The sequence below is a fragment of the Neorhizobium sp. USDA 3394 genome (assembly GCF_056280385.1).
This window is the reverse complement of sequence record NZ_JBWCDU010000001.1, coordinates 291,906-306,638: the sequence shown is the minus strand read 5'-3', so window position 1 is coordinate 306,638 and position 14,733 is coordinate 291,906. Positions and strand designations below refer to the sequence as shown.

The 14,733-nt window shown below is 61.8% G+C and carries 12 protein-coding genes; 8 read left to right on the top strand and 4 right to left on the bottom strand.

Features of this window, described 5'->3' with window-relative positions:
• The first annotated feature begins 257 nt into the window (after positions 1 to 257).
• From ACZ9EJ_RS01210 to ACZ9EJ_RS01195, 4 genes are all read left to right on the top strand, one after another.
• Positions 258 to 734: a DUF4126 family protein gene (locus ACZ9EJ_RS01210; protein WP_046639430.1), complete on the top strand. Its 477-nt coding sequence runs from the start codon at positions 258 to 260 to the stop codon at positions 732 to 734.
• Positions 731 to 2,104, top strand: coding sequence for an FAD-containing oxidoreductase (locus ACZ9EJ_RS01205; protein WP_046639429.1), 1,374 nt, complete (start codon positions 731 to 733; stop codon positions 2,102 to 2,104). The genes ACZ9EJ_RS01210 and ACZ9EJ_RS01205 overlap by 4 nt, the downstream gene beginning before the upstream one ends.
• Positions 2,105 to 2,211: 107 nt before the next feature.
• Entirely contained in the window at positions 2,212 to 4,170 is a 1,959-nt protein-coding gene (gene asnB / locus ACZ9EJ_RS01200; protein ID WP_046639428.1) for an asparagine synthase (glutamine-hydrolyzing), read from the top strand.
• A 107-nt stretch (positions 4,171 to 4,277) separates the two neighbouring features.
• Positions 4,278 to 5,918: a GumC family protein gene (locus ACZ9EJ_RS01195; RefSeq protein WP_251089652.1), complete on the top strand. Its 1,641-nt coding sequence runs from the start codon at positions 4,278 to 4,280 to the stop codon at positions 5,916 to 5,918.
• Between the two features lie 6 nt (positions 5,919 to 5,924).
• Here the strand turns inward: ACZ9EJ_RS01195 and ACZ9EJ_RS01190 are convergent, their stop codons facing one another.
• Positions 5,925 to 7,022 (bottom strand): glycoside hydrolase family 5 protein, encoded by a 1,098-nt coding sequence (locus ACZ9EJ_RS01190; RefSeq protein WP_080955679.1) that lies wholly within the window; start codon positions 7,020 to 7,022, stop codon positions 5,925 to 5,927.
• Between the two features lie 277 nt (positions 7,023 to 7,299).
• Here ACZ9EJ_RS01190 and ACZ9EJ_RS01185 point away from each other — a divergent pair, with 277 nt between their 5' ends.
• The gene (locus ACZ9EJ_RS01185; protein ID WP_046639427.1) at positions 7,300 to 8,607 is read left to right on the top strand and encodes an O-antigen ligase family protein; all 1,308 of its coding nucleotides are present in this window, start codon (positions 7,300 to 7,302) and stop codon (positions 8,605 to 8,607) included.
• Positions 8,588 to 9,403 (top strand): WecB/TagA/CpsF family glycosyltransferase, encoded by an 816-nt coding sequence (locus ACZ9EJ_RS01180; RefSeq protein ID WP_080955678.1) that lies wholly within the window; start codon positions 8,588 to 8,590, stop codon positions 9,401 to 9,403. Before ACZ9EJ_RS01185 ends, ACZ9EJ_RS01180 begins: the two co-directional genes overlap by 20 nt.
• Here the strand turns inward: ACZ9EJ_RS01180 and ACZ9EJ_RS01175 are convergent.
• A complete protein-coding gene (locus ACZ9EJ_RS01175) occupies positions 9,400 to 10,173 on the bottom strand; it encodes a polysaccharide deacetylase family protein (RefSeq protein ID WP_080955677.1) in 774 nt (257 codons plus the stop codon). The two genes, ACZ9EJ_RS01180 and ACZ9EJ_RS01175, sit on opposite strands and share 4 nt — an antisense overlap.
• A 49-nt stretch (positions 10,174 to 10,222) precedes the next feature.
• Entirely contained in the window at positions 10,223 to 11,410 is a 1,188-nt protein-coding gene (locus tag ACZ9EJ_RS01170; protein WP_304655551.1) for a glycosyltransferase, read from the bottom strand.
• A gap of 131 nt (positions 11,411 to 11,541) precedes the next feature.
• Between ACZ9EJ_RS01170 and ACZ9EJ_RS01165 the strand changes: the two genes are divergently transcribed.
• Entirely contained in the window at positions 11,542 to 12,966 is a 1,425-nt protein-coding gene (locus ACZ9EJ_RS01165) for a lipopolysaccharide biosynthesis protein (RefSeq protein ID WP_251089651.1), read from the top strand.
• On the opposite strand, the gene ACZ9EJ_RS01160 is transcribed toward ACZ9EJ_RS01165, so the two are convergent.
• A complete protein-coding gene (locus ACZ9EJ_RS01160) occupies positions 12,963 to 14,081 on the bottom strand; it encodes a glycosyltransferase family 4 protein (RefSeq protein ID WP_052764541.1) in 1,119 nt (372 codons plus the stop codon). The two genes, ACZ9EJ_RS01165 and ACZ9EJ_RS01160, sit on opposite strands and share 4 nt — an antisense overlap.
• A 397-nt stretch (positions 14,082 to 14,478) precedes the next feature.
• Here ACZ9EJ_RS01160 and ACZ9EJ_RS01155 point away from each other — a divergent pair, with 397 nt between their 5' ends.
• The gene (locus ACZ9EJ_RS01155; protein WP_046639424.1) at positions 14,479 to 14,694 is read left to right on the top strand and encodes a hypothetical protein; all 216 of its coding nucleotides are present in this window, start codon (positions 14,479 to 14,481) and stop codon (positions 14,692 to 14,694) included.
• Positions 14,695 to 14,733: the final 39 nt, after the last annotated feature.

Sequence of the window (14,733 nt, the reverse complement as noted above, 5' to 3'; positions counted from 1 at the left end):
TCCCGCCCGGCTGACGGGAAAACGGTATTCTAACCGCTGCACTGCTGATTTCCATAGAATCCTTCCGGCCTTGGGCAGGCATCTGCGACGATGGTCGCTGCGGGTGTTTGGAGGGGCCGGCGGGCGTGATCGGATGGTGCAAGCATTCGTCGTGTTCTCGTAATAATTTCCACCTACCGCTTGACTTCGCGACTGATCGTGCTTCGATCACAGGCGCAAATGGGGAAAGCCGCAAGGGCGGCGCAAGGGGTTTTTTAATGGTCTATATACTCGCACTTTTGATCGGTGTCGTCGCCGGCCTGCGCGCCATGACCGCACCTGCAGCTATTGCCTGGGCTGCCTATCTCGGCTGGCTCAATCTCTCCGGTTCCTGGCTCTCCTTCATGGGCACGATCTGGGCCGTCGGCATATTCACCATCCTTGCCGTCGTCGAACTGGTCACCGACCAGCTCCCCTCGACGCCGAGCCGCAAGGTGCCGCAGCAGTTCGGCGCCCGCCTGATCATGGGCGCGCTCACGGGTGCCGCAATCGGTACGCCTTATGGCGGCTGGATCGTCGGTCTGATCGCCGGCATCATCGGCGCCGCAATCGGCACCTATGGTGGCGCCGCCGTCCGCGGCAAGCTGGCCGCCAGCTTCGGCAAGGACCCGCCGGCCGCCTTCATCGAGGATGCAGTCGCCATCGTCGCGGCCTATCTCATCATCGCGTCCCTGCCTGCAGCGGCTGCGGTATGAAAACCTTCGACGCCATCATCATAGGGGCCGGCCAGGCCGGCCCCTCGCTCGCCGGGCGATTCAACGACGCCGGCAAGACCGTTGCGATCGTCGAGCGCAAACATGTCGGCGGCACATGCGTCAATACCGGCTGCAAGCCAACCAAGACGCTCGTCGCCAGCGCCTATGCCGCCCATGTCGCCCGCCGCGGCAGCGATTACGGCGTGGTTCTCGACAGCCCGGTGAAGATCGACATGCCGGCCGTCATGCGGCGTTCGCACAAGGTGACGCTCGACTCGCGCCAGGGCAACGAAAGCTGGCTCGAGGGCATGCCGAACTGCACGCTGATCCGCGGCCATGCCCGGTTCGAGGATAAAAATACGATCCGCGTCGGCGACGAGCTTCTGACCGCGCCGCAGATCTTCCTGAACGTCGGCGGCCGTGCGGCGATCCCGGACTTCCCGGGTGTTGGCGACGTGCCCTACATGACCAACAGCGATATCGTGATGCTCGACCGGGTGCCCAAACATCTGGTCATCGTCGGCGGCAGCTATATCGGGCTGGAATTCGCGCAGATCTATCGCCGCTTCGGCGCAGAAGTCACCGTCGTCGAAAAAGGCCCGCGCCTTGTCGGCCGCGAGGACGAAGAGATCTCGCAGGCGATCCGCGAAATCCTAGAAGCCGAAGGCATCCATATCCGCACCGGCGCCGAGTGCATCCGGTTCCGCAAGCATGAAGACGGCGTCGCCGTCGGCGTCGACTGCACCGACGGCGCGCCGGAAGTGATCGGCTCCGACGTGCTGCTCGCCGTCGGCCGCCGTCCGAACACCGACGATCTCGGCCTCGACAAGGCCGGCGTCGAGTTGGATACCCGTGGCTATATCAAGGTCGGCGACGACCTCTCGACCAATGTCGCCGGCATCTGGGCGATGGGCGACTGCAACGGTCGCGGTGCCTTTACTCACACCGCTTATAACGACTTCGAGATCATCGCTGCGAACCTCTTCGACGGCGAGAACCGCAAGGTCTCCGATAGGCTGGTCGGTTACGCGCTTTATATCGACCCGCCGCTCGGCCGCGTCGGCATGAGCGAGGCGGAGGCCCGCAAGTCCGGCCGCAAGGTCCTGGTCGGCCGTCAGTCGATGGCAAGGGTTGGCCGCGCAGTCGAAAAGGGTGAAACGCAGGGCCTGATGAAGTTCATAGCCGATGCGAACACCCACGAGATCCTGGGTGCCGCTATCCTCGGCACCGGCGGGGACGAGTCGATCCACGGCGTGCTCGACCTGATGAATGCCCGCGCCACCTACGATACGCTACGCTGGGCGGTGCCGATCCATCCGACGGTCTCGGAATTCTGGCCGACGGTGGTGCTTGGCATGAAGCCGATCTGAAACCCTATTTGAGACACGACTAAAATTTTATCGATCGCCTGAAGCGGCCGGCAAGCATTTCCGTCTATGACCGGGGGCATCAGTGTCCCTGTTCATGATGGAAACAGATGTGCGGTTTTGCGGGCTTCGTCGGTGAGGCATACGGCTCCGGAAATCCGGAGGCCCTGCTGTCTTCCATGGCACAGGCGATCGCCCATCGCGGACCGGACGGACAAGGCATTTTCGCCGCTCCCGGCCTGGGCCTGGCGCATGTGCGGCTGTCGATCGTCGGGCTTTCCGACGGCCAGCAGCCGATGACGGATGCCGAGAGCCGCTTCACCATCGTCTTCAACGGTGAGATCTTCAACTATGTCGAACTGCGCGACGAACTGAAGGCACGCGGCCTCGCATTCCGAACCGGCAGCGACACGGAAGTCCTGCTGCAGCTCTACGCGACCTATGGCGAGGCGTGCCTGTCGCGCCTCAACGGCGACTATGCCTTCGCGATCTGGGATCACCGCGAGCGCCGGCTGATGCTTGCCCGCGACCGGATGGGTGTGCGGCCGCTGTTTTATACCGAGCACAAGGGCTCGCTCTATTTCGCCTCGGAGATCAAGGCGCTGCTGGAAGTGCCGGGCATCGAGGCCGAACTCGATCCGCTGGCGCTCGACCAGATTTTCACCCTCTGGGCGCCGATCCCGCCGCGCACCGCGTTCAAGGGCATTTTCGAGCTCGAACCCGGCCACCTGATGATCGCCAGGAACGGCCGAACCGAAACCCGGCCCTATTGGGTGCTCGATTTTCCGGATGCGGGCGATCATGCCGAGGTCGACCAGTCCGCCAGGGAAGAGGAATTGCTGGCGCTGCTGACCGACGCGACGCGGCTGCGCATGCGCGCCGACGTGCCGGTCGGCGCCTATCTCTCCGGCGGGCTCGACTCCTCGCTGATCACCGCACTCGCCGCACCGATGGCTCCGAACGGCCTCAACACCTTCTCGGTCACCTTCGACGATGCCGAACACGATGAAAGCGCCTTCCAGCGACAGGTCGCAGAAGCGCTCGGCACCCGCCACCGCGCCGTCGCCAGCGGTTCGGCCGATATCGCCGCAAGTTTCCCGGATGTGATCCGCTTCACCGAACGGCCGGTTTTGCGCACCGCTCCTGCGCCGCTCTACCGCCTCTCGGGCCTTGTCCGCGACGCCGGAATGAAGGTCGTGCTGACCGGCGAAGGTGCCGACGAGGTATTCGCCGGCTACGACATTTTTCGCGAGGCCCGCGTGCGCCGCTTCTGCGCCCGCCAGCCCGGATCAAAGATGCGGCCGCATCTTTTCCGCAAGCTCTATCCCTATCTGCCGGGTCTGAAACAGCAGTCGGCGGAGTATCTTGCCGCTTTCTTCAGCGCCGGCAACGATGTGGCGAACGACCCGCTCTTCTCCCACCGCCCGCGCTTCCGCTCGACGGCGGCCGCCAAGATCTTCTATTCCGACGATCTCCGCGCCACGCTCGGCAGTTACGATGCCGCCGAAGAACTCGCCTCCCGCCTGCCGGCAAACTTCGGCCGCTGGCACCCGCTGCACCAGGCGCAATATCTCGAAAGCCGGTTCCTGCTGCCCGGTTACATCCTGTCGAGCCAAGGCGACCGCATGGCGATGGCGCATGGTATCGAAGGCCGTTTCCCCTTCCTCGACCACCGGCTGGTCGAATTCGCCAGCCGCCTGGCTCCCGGCATGAAACTCAAGGGCCTGGACGAAAAACACATCCTGCGACGTGTCGCCAAGGACCTGCTGCCGGATGTCATCAGCAAGCGCCCGAAGCAGCCCTATCGGGCGCCGGACAGCCGTTCCTTCGCCGGCAATAACGAACAGGCCTATGTCGGCGACATGCTGGGCGAACAGGCCATCGCCTCCTCCGGTCTCTTCAATCCGAAGGCCGTCGCCAAACTCCATCAGAAATGCCGTTTGGCCCCGGTCTCCGGGTTCCGCGACAACGCCGCTTTCGTTGGCATATTGTCCACCCAGCTCTGGCTGAAGGGTTTTGCCCGATCTGCCGTAGATGAGACGCATGCCATTCGCAAAGCCTCTTATTAGCCATTGAAAATCTTCAATTAACCTAAAATTCACGACAATTCGTCATGATCGCCAGAGTGTGTCCAATTGTAGGTTCTTTCGCTGTGGCGGAAGGGCGGAGGTAGTCCATGTACGAGCCGAAGGAGCCACATACTCGGCGGTCGGCATCGGCCCGGGCGTTGCGTCATCGCAGCGAATACCAGAACTCCCTCCTGGACCATCCAATCGTCGAAGAAGAACCGGAAGAACGCCCCTCGTCACGCAACCGGCCTCGTCCTTCTTCCGTACCTGACTATCGAACCCGTTCGGACTATCATCGTGACGCGCCCGCCAACGAACGGGAAGATGACGACCGGATGCGATACGAGGACATTCCGTTTGAAAAACGGATCGAGGCACAGCTTCACAGCCTGACGGATATCCATTTCACGGATATCATCCGCTGGCTGCGCAAGGGCTTTCTGCGGATCATCGCCGCCGCGATCCTCGGCGCCGTGCTCGCGCTGCTTTACGCCGCCATTGCCTCGCCGCGCTATACCGTCAATACCGAGATCATCATCGATCCCTCCAATCTGAACGTCGTTTCAGACGACGTCTTCTCCGCCAACCCGCAGCGGGACTCCCAGCTTCTGGAAGTCGAGAGCAAGTTGCGGGTGCTGACGTCGCGCAACGTGCTGACCAAGGTCATCAACGATCTCAACCTGACCCAGGACCCGGAATTCAACCGTCCGGGACGGCTTGACGCCCTGCGTAGCCTGATCTCGACGCCGTCCGCACCCGAGAACAGGCAGTTGAGCGTGCTGCGGCAGCTCGAAAAACAGATTACCGCGACCCGCGACGACGGCTCGTTCGTCGTCGTCCTGTCCGTCTGGACGGGAGACGCCGAGAAGTCGATCAAGCTGTCGAACGCCGTCGTCTCCGCCTTCGAAGGCGAATTGTTCAAATCCTCGTCGGATAGCGCCGGCCAGCTCGCGATCGGCCTCAACAGCCGGCTCGACGAACTGCGCCGTTCGGTGACGGAAGCAGAGGAAAAGGTCGAACAGTTCAAGCGTCAGAACGGTCTGCAATCGACCGCCGGCGAGCTCACCAGTACCCGCATTTCCGGCGCGCTCGACACCCAGGTCCTCGACGCCCAGCAGCGACTGATCCAGGCAGACACCCGCTACAAGCAGCTGCAGTCGGCCTATGCCGACAGGCGGGTTGCGAATTCGGCGGTGTTCGATTCTGCCAGCATGGTGACCCTGCGCGCCAGCTACAGCGCGCTGCAGCAGCAAATCAGTTCGATGACGCTGGTCTACGGCAACCGGCACCCGCGCCTCGTCGCTCTGCAGTCGGAGCTCGCTTCCGTCGACCGCGCGATCTCCGAGGAAGCCGCCCGCCTTCTCCAGTCCGCCAAGACCGACGTCGATCAGGCAAACAGCGCCCTTCAGGAACTGCGCCGCAAGTCGGACGCCTCCCGCTCGACCGTGTTTACCGAAAACGATGCGCAGGTGCGTCTTCGCGAACTGGAGCGGGATGCCCGCTCCAAGGCAGCGGTTTACGAAACCTACCTGTCGCGGACGCACCAGATCAGCGAGCGCCAGCAGATCGACACCAGCAATGTCCGGGTCATCTCGCCGCCGATGCCGCCGCAGTCGAAGAGCTGGCCGCCAAGCTCGGTGTTGCTGATGATCGGCGGAGCTTTCGCCGGCGCCATTTTCGGCGTGCTGATGGCACTCACGCTCGGCCTGTTCGGCCATATGCGCGAAGCCGGCCGCGAGTTCGCCTGAACTCGTCTACTTCTTCGGAACCAGCGCCTCGTGCAGTTCCGGCAGCCATGACTTGGTGGTTGGGTCCCAGGGGCCGAATTCGTGCGACGCGAAATCCCAATAGGCCCAGCTCATGCCGCGTCTCTCGATCTCCTCCCGCATGATCCGCGTGTAGGTCACCCGGTCGGGATAATAGGCGAGAGAATTGGAGCCGAATTCCCCGACGAAGATCGGCCGGTCGTTCTTTTTCCCCCATTCGACCGCCATGTCGAGCGGCGTCCTGATCTCCTCGATCTGCACGTTCTCGCAGCAGGATGTTCCGAGCCAGGGCCGGGATCCTTCGATCCAGGAGGCGCCCTGCATCGTGAATTTGAACGGCGCATAATTGTGTATGGTGACGATCAGGCGGCGGTCGTCGGCGGGGATTGCCAGCTTCTTGAGCCCCCAGGCCGTGCTCCATTCCGCCGGATCGACAATCAGGAAGCGGTGAGGATTCGTCTTGCGGATCACCGCAAGCGCCTTGCCCAGCAGCTCGTTCCAGACCTCCTCCGTCTTGCCGTGCGGTTCGTTGTAGATCTCGAATAGCACCTTGTCGTTGGGCAGGCTCTGATATCGCCGTGCAAGCTGCTCCCAGATTGCCAGGAAACGCTCGCGGCTCTTCTCCACGCCGATCGCGACCTCCTCCGCCTCCAGCGCGTCGCCATCCATCTCGTGATAGTGATGGAAGTCGATGATGATGTTGAGACCTCGCGACAGCGCGTTGTTGATCGCAAAATCGACGCGCCTCATGAAAGCCTCGTCGAGCTTGTAGGGCTCCGAGATGGCCGCATGGCTGCTGAAACGGACCGGCAGCCGGATGGTCTGGAACCCGCCTTGCCTGACTGCCGTAAACAGCTCCGTGGAAAGCCGCCCTCCCCAGGCACCTTCGCTCGGCGCCTCCAGCGTTCCCCCGAAATTCACCCCTCGCCCCAGCGCCTTGCTCTGCGCAGCCGCAGTCAATCCGGCAAGTTCAGGCGCGCGGGCCTCCGAAAACGGCTTCAGCACGAAGTTCTGCGCCTGCGCACCGGCAATCCCGAGTGCCATCAGCACCAGAGATCCGGCAAGCCGACAAAATAGTCCCAGCATTCGAAATCTCCACGGGCGCCTGCAAGCCTCCCAAGGAGTGCAGGATGAGCGCAAGTTCTGGTTCGACACCGTCAAGGTCAAGCAAACCGGCTAAATTTATGCAGTTATGATGAACGGCCGGAAATCTCTCGCGGCCGCGCTATCGCGATAACGGCCCTCGCAGCCAAGCTTTGGGCCCTCGACGAAGTTCGCGGCGGTGGCCGCCGGATATGGATGCTGGCGAGATTTGGCGGTTTCTGTTACGATTCGCGCGCGAAGAGAACGCGGCGGCAGGTGGATGGCGAGAGACACGGGCGAAGTTGCGTCTTCTGGAAATTTCGGCGCAAAGCTGCTGTTCTGCTGTGTCGGGTGCTTCTACTGGATCACCCTGACGCCTTTCGTCGACACCAGCCTCAATCCTGCCCTGGCGAAGCCTGCTCTCTGGAGCCAGCTGCTTGCCTATATGCTGTTCCTGATCGTGCTTGTCTATGCGATGACGCCGCGGGTGCGGAGCGTTATTTTCCAGCCCCGCCTGCTGCTTGCGATCGTATTCGGGTGGCTGTTTCTGACGGCGGCGCTTTCCGTCGATCCCCTCGGTGCCGTCAGGCGCGTCCTGATTGCCCTGACCGTCTGCATCAGCGCCAGCGCATTTCTGATGCTGCCGAAGGGCGAGAGCCAGTTTGCAAGGCTTGCCGGCGGCGGCGTGATGCTGATCGTCGGCCTTTGCTATTTCGGTGTGCTCTTTGTCCCGAGACTTGCCGTCCATCAGCTGACCGATTTTCTCGAACCGCAGCATGCGGGGCTCTGGAAGGGAATTTACGTCCAGAAGAACGAGACGGGCGTCGTCATGGCGCTCTCCTGCTTTGTCGGCATCTACCTGATGTCGGCATGGTCCCGGATCATCGGACTGCTGGTCATTGCCGCGAGCTGCCTGTTCCTGCTGAAAACCGGCGCCAAGACATCGACCGCCATGCTGCCCGGCATCTTCCTCCTCAGCATTTTCTTCGAGCGCTGGCGCTGGATCCGCGTTCCCGTCGTCTTCGGCGGGGTCGGCCTGCTCAACCTGGCGACCGTCGGCGTGTCGACGATTGAGCCGCTGAGGGAGATTGTCGCGGCAACCGGGATCGATACCACCTATACGGCCCGCGCCGACATCTGGCGTCTGGCACTCGATGCTATTGCACGCAGTCCGATCACCGGTTATGGCTTCGGCTCTTTCTGGGGTGCGGAGAGCCTCGTCAACAGCGACATGCGCACCTTGAACTGGGCCGTGCGCGCGGTGGATGCCCACAATGCCTATGTCGATGCAGCCATGAACGCCGGCATACCGGGATTGATATTGATGGTGATATGGGTCTTGGCTACTCCCCTTAGAAATCTGGCGGCAATCGACGCCGCGAAAAACTTCACGCCGCTCACGCGGCTATTCTTGAGGATCTGGCTTTTCTCGATCTTCCTCGCCTGCCTCGAAAGCATCTTCCTCGCGCGCTCGGGGCCGATCTGGTTCACGATGATGGTCGCCATGTTCGGCCTTGGTTACCAGGCCCGCTACCGCATCATAGCCTCGAGGAAGGCGGAGCCTGCCTATGGACCAGCGTACGCCTGAAATGTCCGAGCAAGCACCCGTAAAACAACGACGAACCTCCGTCTTCGGCATCGAGTTCTCCACCTGGGACGCCGGCAGGATCGTCGATGCCATCGTCACCGAACCGGTTCCTCCGGGAGAAGGCCTGCGGCTGCTGGTGACCGCCAATCTCGATCACATCGTGCAACTGAACAGGAATCCCGCCTTCAAGGCCGCCTATGACAAGGCGTGGCTAACCACGGTCGACGGAGCCCCCGTCCTCCTCTATGCGCGGCTGCGCGGGCTTGCCGTTCCCGGCCGCATCACCGGCGCCGACCTGTTTCCGGAGATCGTCGAGCGCCTCAAGCCGGGCACACACCGGCCTTTGCTCCTATGCTCGAGCGAAACCACAGCGGCGATCCTCGATGAAAAACTGCGCGCACTCGGCTTTTCCGAGCACATCATCGTCACGGCGCCGCCGGCTTTCGAGCGCAACGAGGAATTTGGCCGGGAACTGGTGTCGAGGCTTCGGGAAAACCGTGTGACCCATGTCTTCTTCGGCATCGGCGCCCCGAAGTCCGAGATCTGGATGGACAAGCACCGCGCCGACCTCCCCGATTGTTACGGCTTCGGTTTCGGGGCCGGGCTGGACTTCTATGCCGGCGTCAAATCGCGCGCTCCGGTCTTCCTGCGGAAAGCCGGGCTGGAGTTCCTCTGGCGCGTGGCGACCGAACCACGCCGCCTGGCACGGCGATATTTCGTCACGTCCTGGGCATTCTGCTGGGCCGTCTACAAGGATCTGAAGTCCGACCGCCCGGACACGGACAAGACCCGTTAGGCGACGCCGATCCGCTTCAGCGTATCGATCACCGTCTCCACCTTGATGCCGCGCCGGCGCACCTTGTCGACCACTTGCGAGAAGAAGGCCGGCGAACAGCCGATATTCGTCGGGTCCTCGCGCACGTCGTGGGTATAGAAGATCAGCCAGCCGCAGCGCCGCTCGACATCGTCCAGCATCCTGTCGATCGATGCTGAATCGTTGCTGCAATCATAGAGTTCCTGCGCCTTCAGATGGGCAAGGTCGATGAGGCCGGAATTGGTGCCGACCTTGATGCCGCGCAGGCCCGGATAGTGGTGCATCAGCGCGAGCTTGGACGGAACCGAGATCATCCCGAAAGGATAGGCGAAGGAAACCGGCTTTGCGGAGCCGACGATCCGGGCGATTTCCTCGTCGTTTCGCCTGACATCCGCCATGAGGTCGCGACGGGGCGTTTTCTGGACGTTGATATGGCCATGCGTGTGGCCGCCGATCTCGTGCCCCTTTTCCGAAAGGGCGGCAACCATCTCCTCATCGACGATCAACTGGCCGTTTTCGACGCGCTGCATCAGACCGCTCGCGAGATAGAAAGTGCCGAGCATACCGGCGTCCTCAAGAGCGGGCGCCGCATTTTCGAAAACCGAAACAGGAAAATCGTCGAAGGTGAAAGCAACGACGGGCGCGTCCAGCTTCAACAGATGTGGGCGAAAATATACGTGCCGCCCGATCTTGCGGGATACTCCCGCCAGTATCTCAGAACCTGACATTTCCCAGAGCTTCGGCTTTTTCATCTACCCCTATCCATTGTAGTTGGATCTCCCAGAGCTTGAGAACATAATGTCAAATACTTACAGTTGTCTCAACCCTTGGCTCCGACTGATCCGCGCTTCCCGCTATTCCTGCTGCCTGAAGGAGCTGGATGAACCGCTCCGCAGATTTCTCGACGCTGAACTCCGCCGCGCGCGCCTGAAGGATGGCGCTCTCCACTGGCTGGTCAAGCGTTGCGGCCATGGCCTGAGCCAACGCGGTCGCGTTGCCGACCGGCACCAGCCGTCCAAGCCTGCCGCCTTGCAGGATCTCGCGCGGACCGTAAGGCGCATCCGTCGCGACGACGGGCACGCCGCAGGCCATGGCCTCGATCAGCGCATTCCCCAACCCCTCGTGCGAGGAGGACGATACGAAAAGCGACGCCTGCGAGACGACCGACAGCGGATCCGGATTATGTCCCGGCAGGCTGACGTCCTGCGATAGATTCAGGGCCTCGACCAAAGCCTCCAGATTGCCGCGCTCATCGCCTTCTCCGACGATCGTCAGCCGCGCTTCGCGCATCCGCCTGAGCTGCGCGAAAGCCTCGATCAGCGTCGCATATCCTTTCTCCGGGGATAGCCTCCCGACCGAAACGATGTGGCCCGGTTCCGGCGCGCGGCCCAGTTGTTCGATCCGCTGCCGCATCTGCGGTGTCAGCACGGCATTGGTACCCAGATTGGCGACTTTCGCGGCCGGTACGCCAAAATGGTCGATGAGGTCGTTTCGCGCACCCGCCGTCAGCGTCAGGACGAGATCGGCGCGCGGATAGGCGAACCGGATCAGCCTGTAGGCCAGCCGGTTCTGCCAGTAGGGGTCGCCGGTTTGCGCTTGCAGCGGGCTTGCTACCTCCCGCAGGACGATCGACGGCCGCGTTTCCCTCGAAATCCCCCGGGAGGCTAGGACCACTAGGACATTCGCCGCCGCCTCGGAAGACACCAGCGCCCTCGGACGCCCCGTGACCAGCAACCGTCTCAATGCGGCGGGCGCGAGGGCGAGGCGCAGCTTGCGGCCGTTGCCGAGATCGATAACGGGCACGTCGGCGCGGATCAGGCCCCGCAACGGACCCGAACTCTCAAGCGTGACGATTGCGCTCGGAAAGCCCTGACCCTGCAGTTCGTTTGCCAGCAGGATGGCGTCGCGTTGGGCACCGCCGCCATCGAAACCACGCACGAGAAAACAGATTCGGGCTGCGACCGGATCAACAATCCGAGAGCTATTCATAATCATCACATGCCCTATGATTATTGCGTTTGTTCCTGCTAAGGAAAGATCTGCGTCACTCCCGGCGATCGGGCCTACCCTAGAGAGTTAGCGGTTAATTCTGACCAAATGCATATTATTGGGCGACGAAATTGAGCGATAGACATGCCTCGGTGTATTTAGCCTCGCGGGCGACCTCGGCCATCATCAATCTCGTGTCGGTTTCCATCTTCACGCGCATGACCAGCGCCGAAGTGTACGGCCAATATATTGTCGGGTTTTCGATATGCATGATGGTCTACAGCCTGGGCGTCCAGTGGATCGTATTCGCCCATTTCGGACGATACGACCCTAAGGAAGCCGATCGGCTCGCGGGCGCCCTGCTGCTGGTTTCAGGGGCGGTGATGTTGCCGGCAATCGGCTTCATATACCTGTTCTACCTGTTTGGAACATTGCATGCCGATGTTGCGGTCAGCAGCAGCCTGCTGGTCGTGTGCTTCACCTTGTATTTCGTCGCCATCGAAATCAGCCGCGCCCACCTTCTTGTCCGGCTTGTTGCCATCGCGACCATCGCCCGCGCCGTCTTCTCGCTGTTGTTCGGTTACATCGCCGTCCTCGAATTCGATACGCCCGGCGCATTGCTGGCAGGCGTAGGGCTCGGCTATGCGCTCGGCTCCGTGCCGGTTTTCCGGCATTTCAGCCGCACCATATGGGCGTCCGGCTTCGTCTGGCCCCGCAGCAGCGACGTGCGGCGGATGTGGCGTTACGGCTGGCCGCTTGCCATCGCCTTCGGCGCCTCCGCCGCTGCCATGAATGTCGATCGGCTGCTGCTGGCGGGCCTCTACAACACCAGTACCGTCGCCCCTTACGGGACCGTACTCGACCTCATGAAGCAGACGTTCCTGGTCTTGGCCGAGGCGATCAGCGCAGGATATATTTCGAGCGCCAAGAACCTCCATACGGAGGGGAAAGGGGCTGAAGCCCGGCATACTCTCAAGCGCGCCTTCATCACGCATTGCTTTATCGTGATTTTTGGCACCGCGTCCTTCATCCTGCTCGGCGACGTCATCTTTGGGATCCTCCTCGCCCCGAGCTACCTGCCGGTCGTCACGCAGATCATGCCGATCCTGCTCGTCGCGAATGCCATTCTCGTCATGCGCGCCCACTATTTCGGTCAGATCATCTATTTCAGCGGGACAACAAATCTGGAACTGGTCGCGTCTGTCGCCATGCTGGCGGTCACCGGAACGCTGAGCTACCTGCTGATCCCGTCATACGCCGCAATGGGTGCCGCCATCGCCTTCACGCTCGGGCAGGCGGCGGCGCTGTTGATCTGCCTGATCTATGCGTCGGGGAACCTGCGCATGCCTCTCGACCTGCCGAGGGGCGGCTTGCTGCTGGCTCTCGGCATAGCTCTGGTCGCCGTCGGCAAAGGTGTCCAGCTCCTGACGGAAGAGCCGGCTGCAAGCGCCATCAACTTCGTCCTGATCGGCATCGCCAGCGCTTGTGTCGCACTGCGCTGGAACCTGTTCGATGCCCGTTCGCTGCTTCAGCGTTTTTATCCGCGACGCGGTTAGGCGCCGCTCTCGGAGCGCAGGAAATTCGTGTAGCGCTCCAGCATGAGCTCCCGGCTGTGATGCTCTTGATGCAATCGCGCAAAATCATTCCGAAGCTGCGCGTCCGGATAATTCGCGGCGAGGTTTTTGACCGCATCGGCAAGGCTGGCCGGATCGCAGGGCGGATGGAAGCGTGTCATGGCTGTGTTCTCATGGCCGTCGCCGATGCACAGCACCTCCCGCAGAACCGGGAGATCGGACGCAACGACCGGCAGCCCGGCCATCGAAGCCTCTACCCCGGCAAGGCCGAAAGTCTCCCAGATCGACGGGAACACATAGATATTGCCCGCCGTCAGGATGTCGCCGAGCGCATCCCGCTCGATCGGGCCGACCAGATGGAAGCGCTCTGCCACGCCAAGAGCGCGCGCCTTGTCCTCCAGCGCCTCCCGGTTCGGGCCGTCGCCGGCAATGATCAGGTGCATGCCCGGCAGCATCCCGAGCGCATCCACCAGCACCGCGTGATCCTTCTGATCGACCAGCCTCCCTGTCGCGACCAGCACGAATGCATCTGACGGAATGGAAAGGCGCTGCCGCCAGTCGACCGCCACGCGAGCCGGCGGAATGGGATCGACGCCATGCGGGATCAGAATGAACCGCCGCCGGTAGGCAGCAGGCCACTTGCCGAACGACGCACTGGTGGAAACGGAATTCGATACGAAATGGGTGAATATCCCGATCGAACCGAAAAGCCAGTCGAGTGCCTTCCAATGCCGGCGAATACCCTCCGGCGCTGCGGTGTGATGGGCGGCGCGCACCGGCACGCGGCCTAGAAAACCGAAAAAGCCACCGAAGACGGAGGCTGCGGCCTGGTAGGTGAAGATGGCGTCGTATTTTCGGGAAACGATGGCCCATCCGAGACGCGCAAGATTGCGAAGCGTGGGTACCATTCCATGGCCGGTGTCGAGAGGCAGGGTCTGCACGTCGAAACCGCGGGCGTGCAGACCGGTTTCGACCATCTGCACGAGCGTGCGCACCCCACCCATCTTGTCATGGGTGACGAGCTGGAGAACCCGCATCCCCGAGGGATTGATCGTATCGGCAGCCTTTGGAAAAGCTGAGCTGAATTCGTGCCTCATGATCGGAAACCCTAGTGCTGAAATCTTAAAATCTGCGCAGAGAGATCATTCAGATTTCTCATATCCGCTTTTTCGCGAATCCAAAACTCTTCTGGGCGGTTCTTCCTTCGAGGAGAAGAAAACCCGGAGACAGACCTCATGGCCAAAGCCAGTTCGAAACACATGGACGCAGCTTCACGATCACGGGGCGAACCGTCTTAACGACTGAAAAAGCACGTACATTCACGACTGGTTGAGAAAGGACCCAAAGCCACCTCTGCGGGCGCCAACCAGCTTTCTTCCCTTGCAAAGGGGAGGAGAAGTTGTAGTCTTTGGCCATCGCCGGCTTAAGAGAAAACAGGGCGCCGGCGACTGGAAGACAGGAAGCGCTTTCGCCGCCACTTGGGAGGCTGAAAAGATGAATGCAGCAGTCCTGACCAACACTTTCGAACCGACGGAACTGGCATTTCTCCAACGCTTGTTCGACGAGATCTGCGCAGAGCGTGGACTTGCCGGCGGCAGCCTCGCCGCAAACAATCTCGCAGCACAGATCATCCAGCTTTATCAACAGGGCGTACGCGATCCACGGGATATGCAGATCCATCTGGATCCGGATGCGCCTTTAAGAAGCTGACGTCCCGCGCCAGCCGCCATCGCAGCGGCTGGCCACCCT

Bases quoted from the DNA above. Each gene is read 5' to 3' on its own strand.
- ACZ9EJ_RS01210 (WP_046639430.1), top strand. From the start codon at position 258: ATGGTCTATATACTCGCACTTTTGATCGGTGTCGTCGCCGGCCTGCGC.
- ACZ9EJ_RS01170 (WP_304655551.1), bottom strand. From the start codon at position 11,410: ATGAATAGCTCTCGGATTGTTGATCCGGTCGCAGCCCGAATCTGTTTT.
- ACZ9EJ_RS01190 (WP_080955679.1), bottom strand. From the start codon at position 7,022: ATGCTGGGACTATTTTGTCGGCTTGCCGGATCTCTGGTGCTGATGGCA.
- ACZ9EJ_RS01205 (WP_046639429.1), top strand. From the start codon at position 731: ATGAAAACCTTCGACGCCATCATCATAGGGGCCGGCCAGGCCGGCCCC.
- ACZ9EJ_RS01155 (WP_046639424.1), top strand. From the start codon at position 14,479: ATGAATGCAGCAGTCCTGACCAACACTTTCGAACCGACGGAACTGGCA.
- ACZ9EJ_RS01175 (WP_080955677.1), bottom strand. From the start codon at position 10,173: ATGAAAAAGCCGAAGCTCTGGGAAATGTCAGGTTCTGAGATACTGGCG.
- ACZ9EJ_RS01185 (WP_046639427.1), top strand. From the start codon at position 7,300: ATGGCGAGAGACACGGGCGAAGTTGCGTCTTCTGGAAATTTCGGCGCA.
- ACZ9EJ_RS01195 (WP_251089652.1), top strand. From the start codon at position 4,278: ATGTACGAGCCGAAGGAGCCACATACTCGGCGGTCGGCATCGGCCCGG.
- asnB (WP_046639428.1), top strand. From the start codon at position 2,212: ATGTGCGGTTTTGCGGGCTTCGTCGGTGAGGCATACGGCTCCGGAAAT.
- ACZ9EJ_RS01160 (WP_052764541.1), bottom strand. From the start codon at position 14,081: ATGAGGCACGAATTCAGCTCAGCTTTTCCAAAGGCTGCCGATACGATC.
- ACZ9EJ_RS01180 (WP_080955678.1), top strand. From the start codon at position 8,588: ATGGACCAGCGTACGCCTGAAATGTCCGAGCAAGCACCCGTAAAACAA.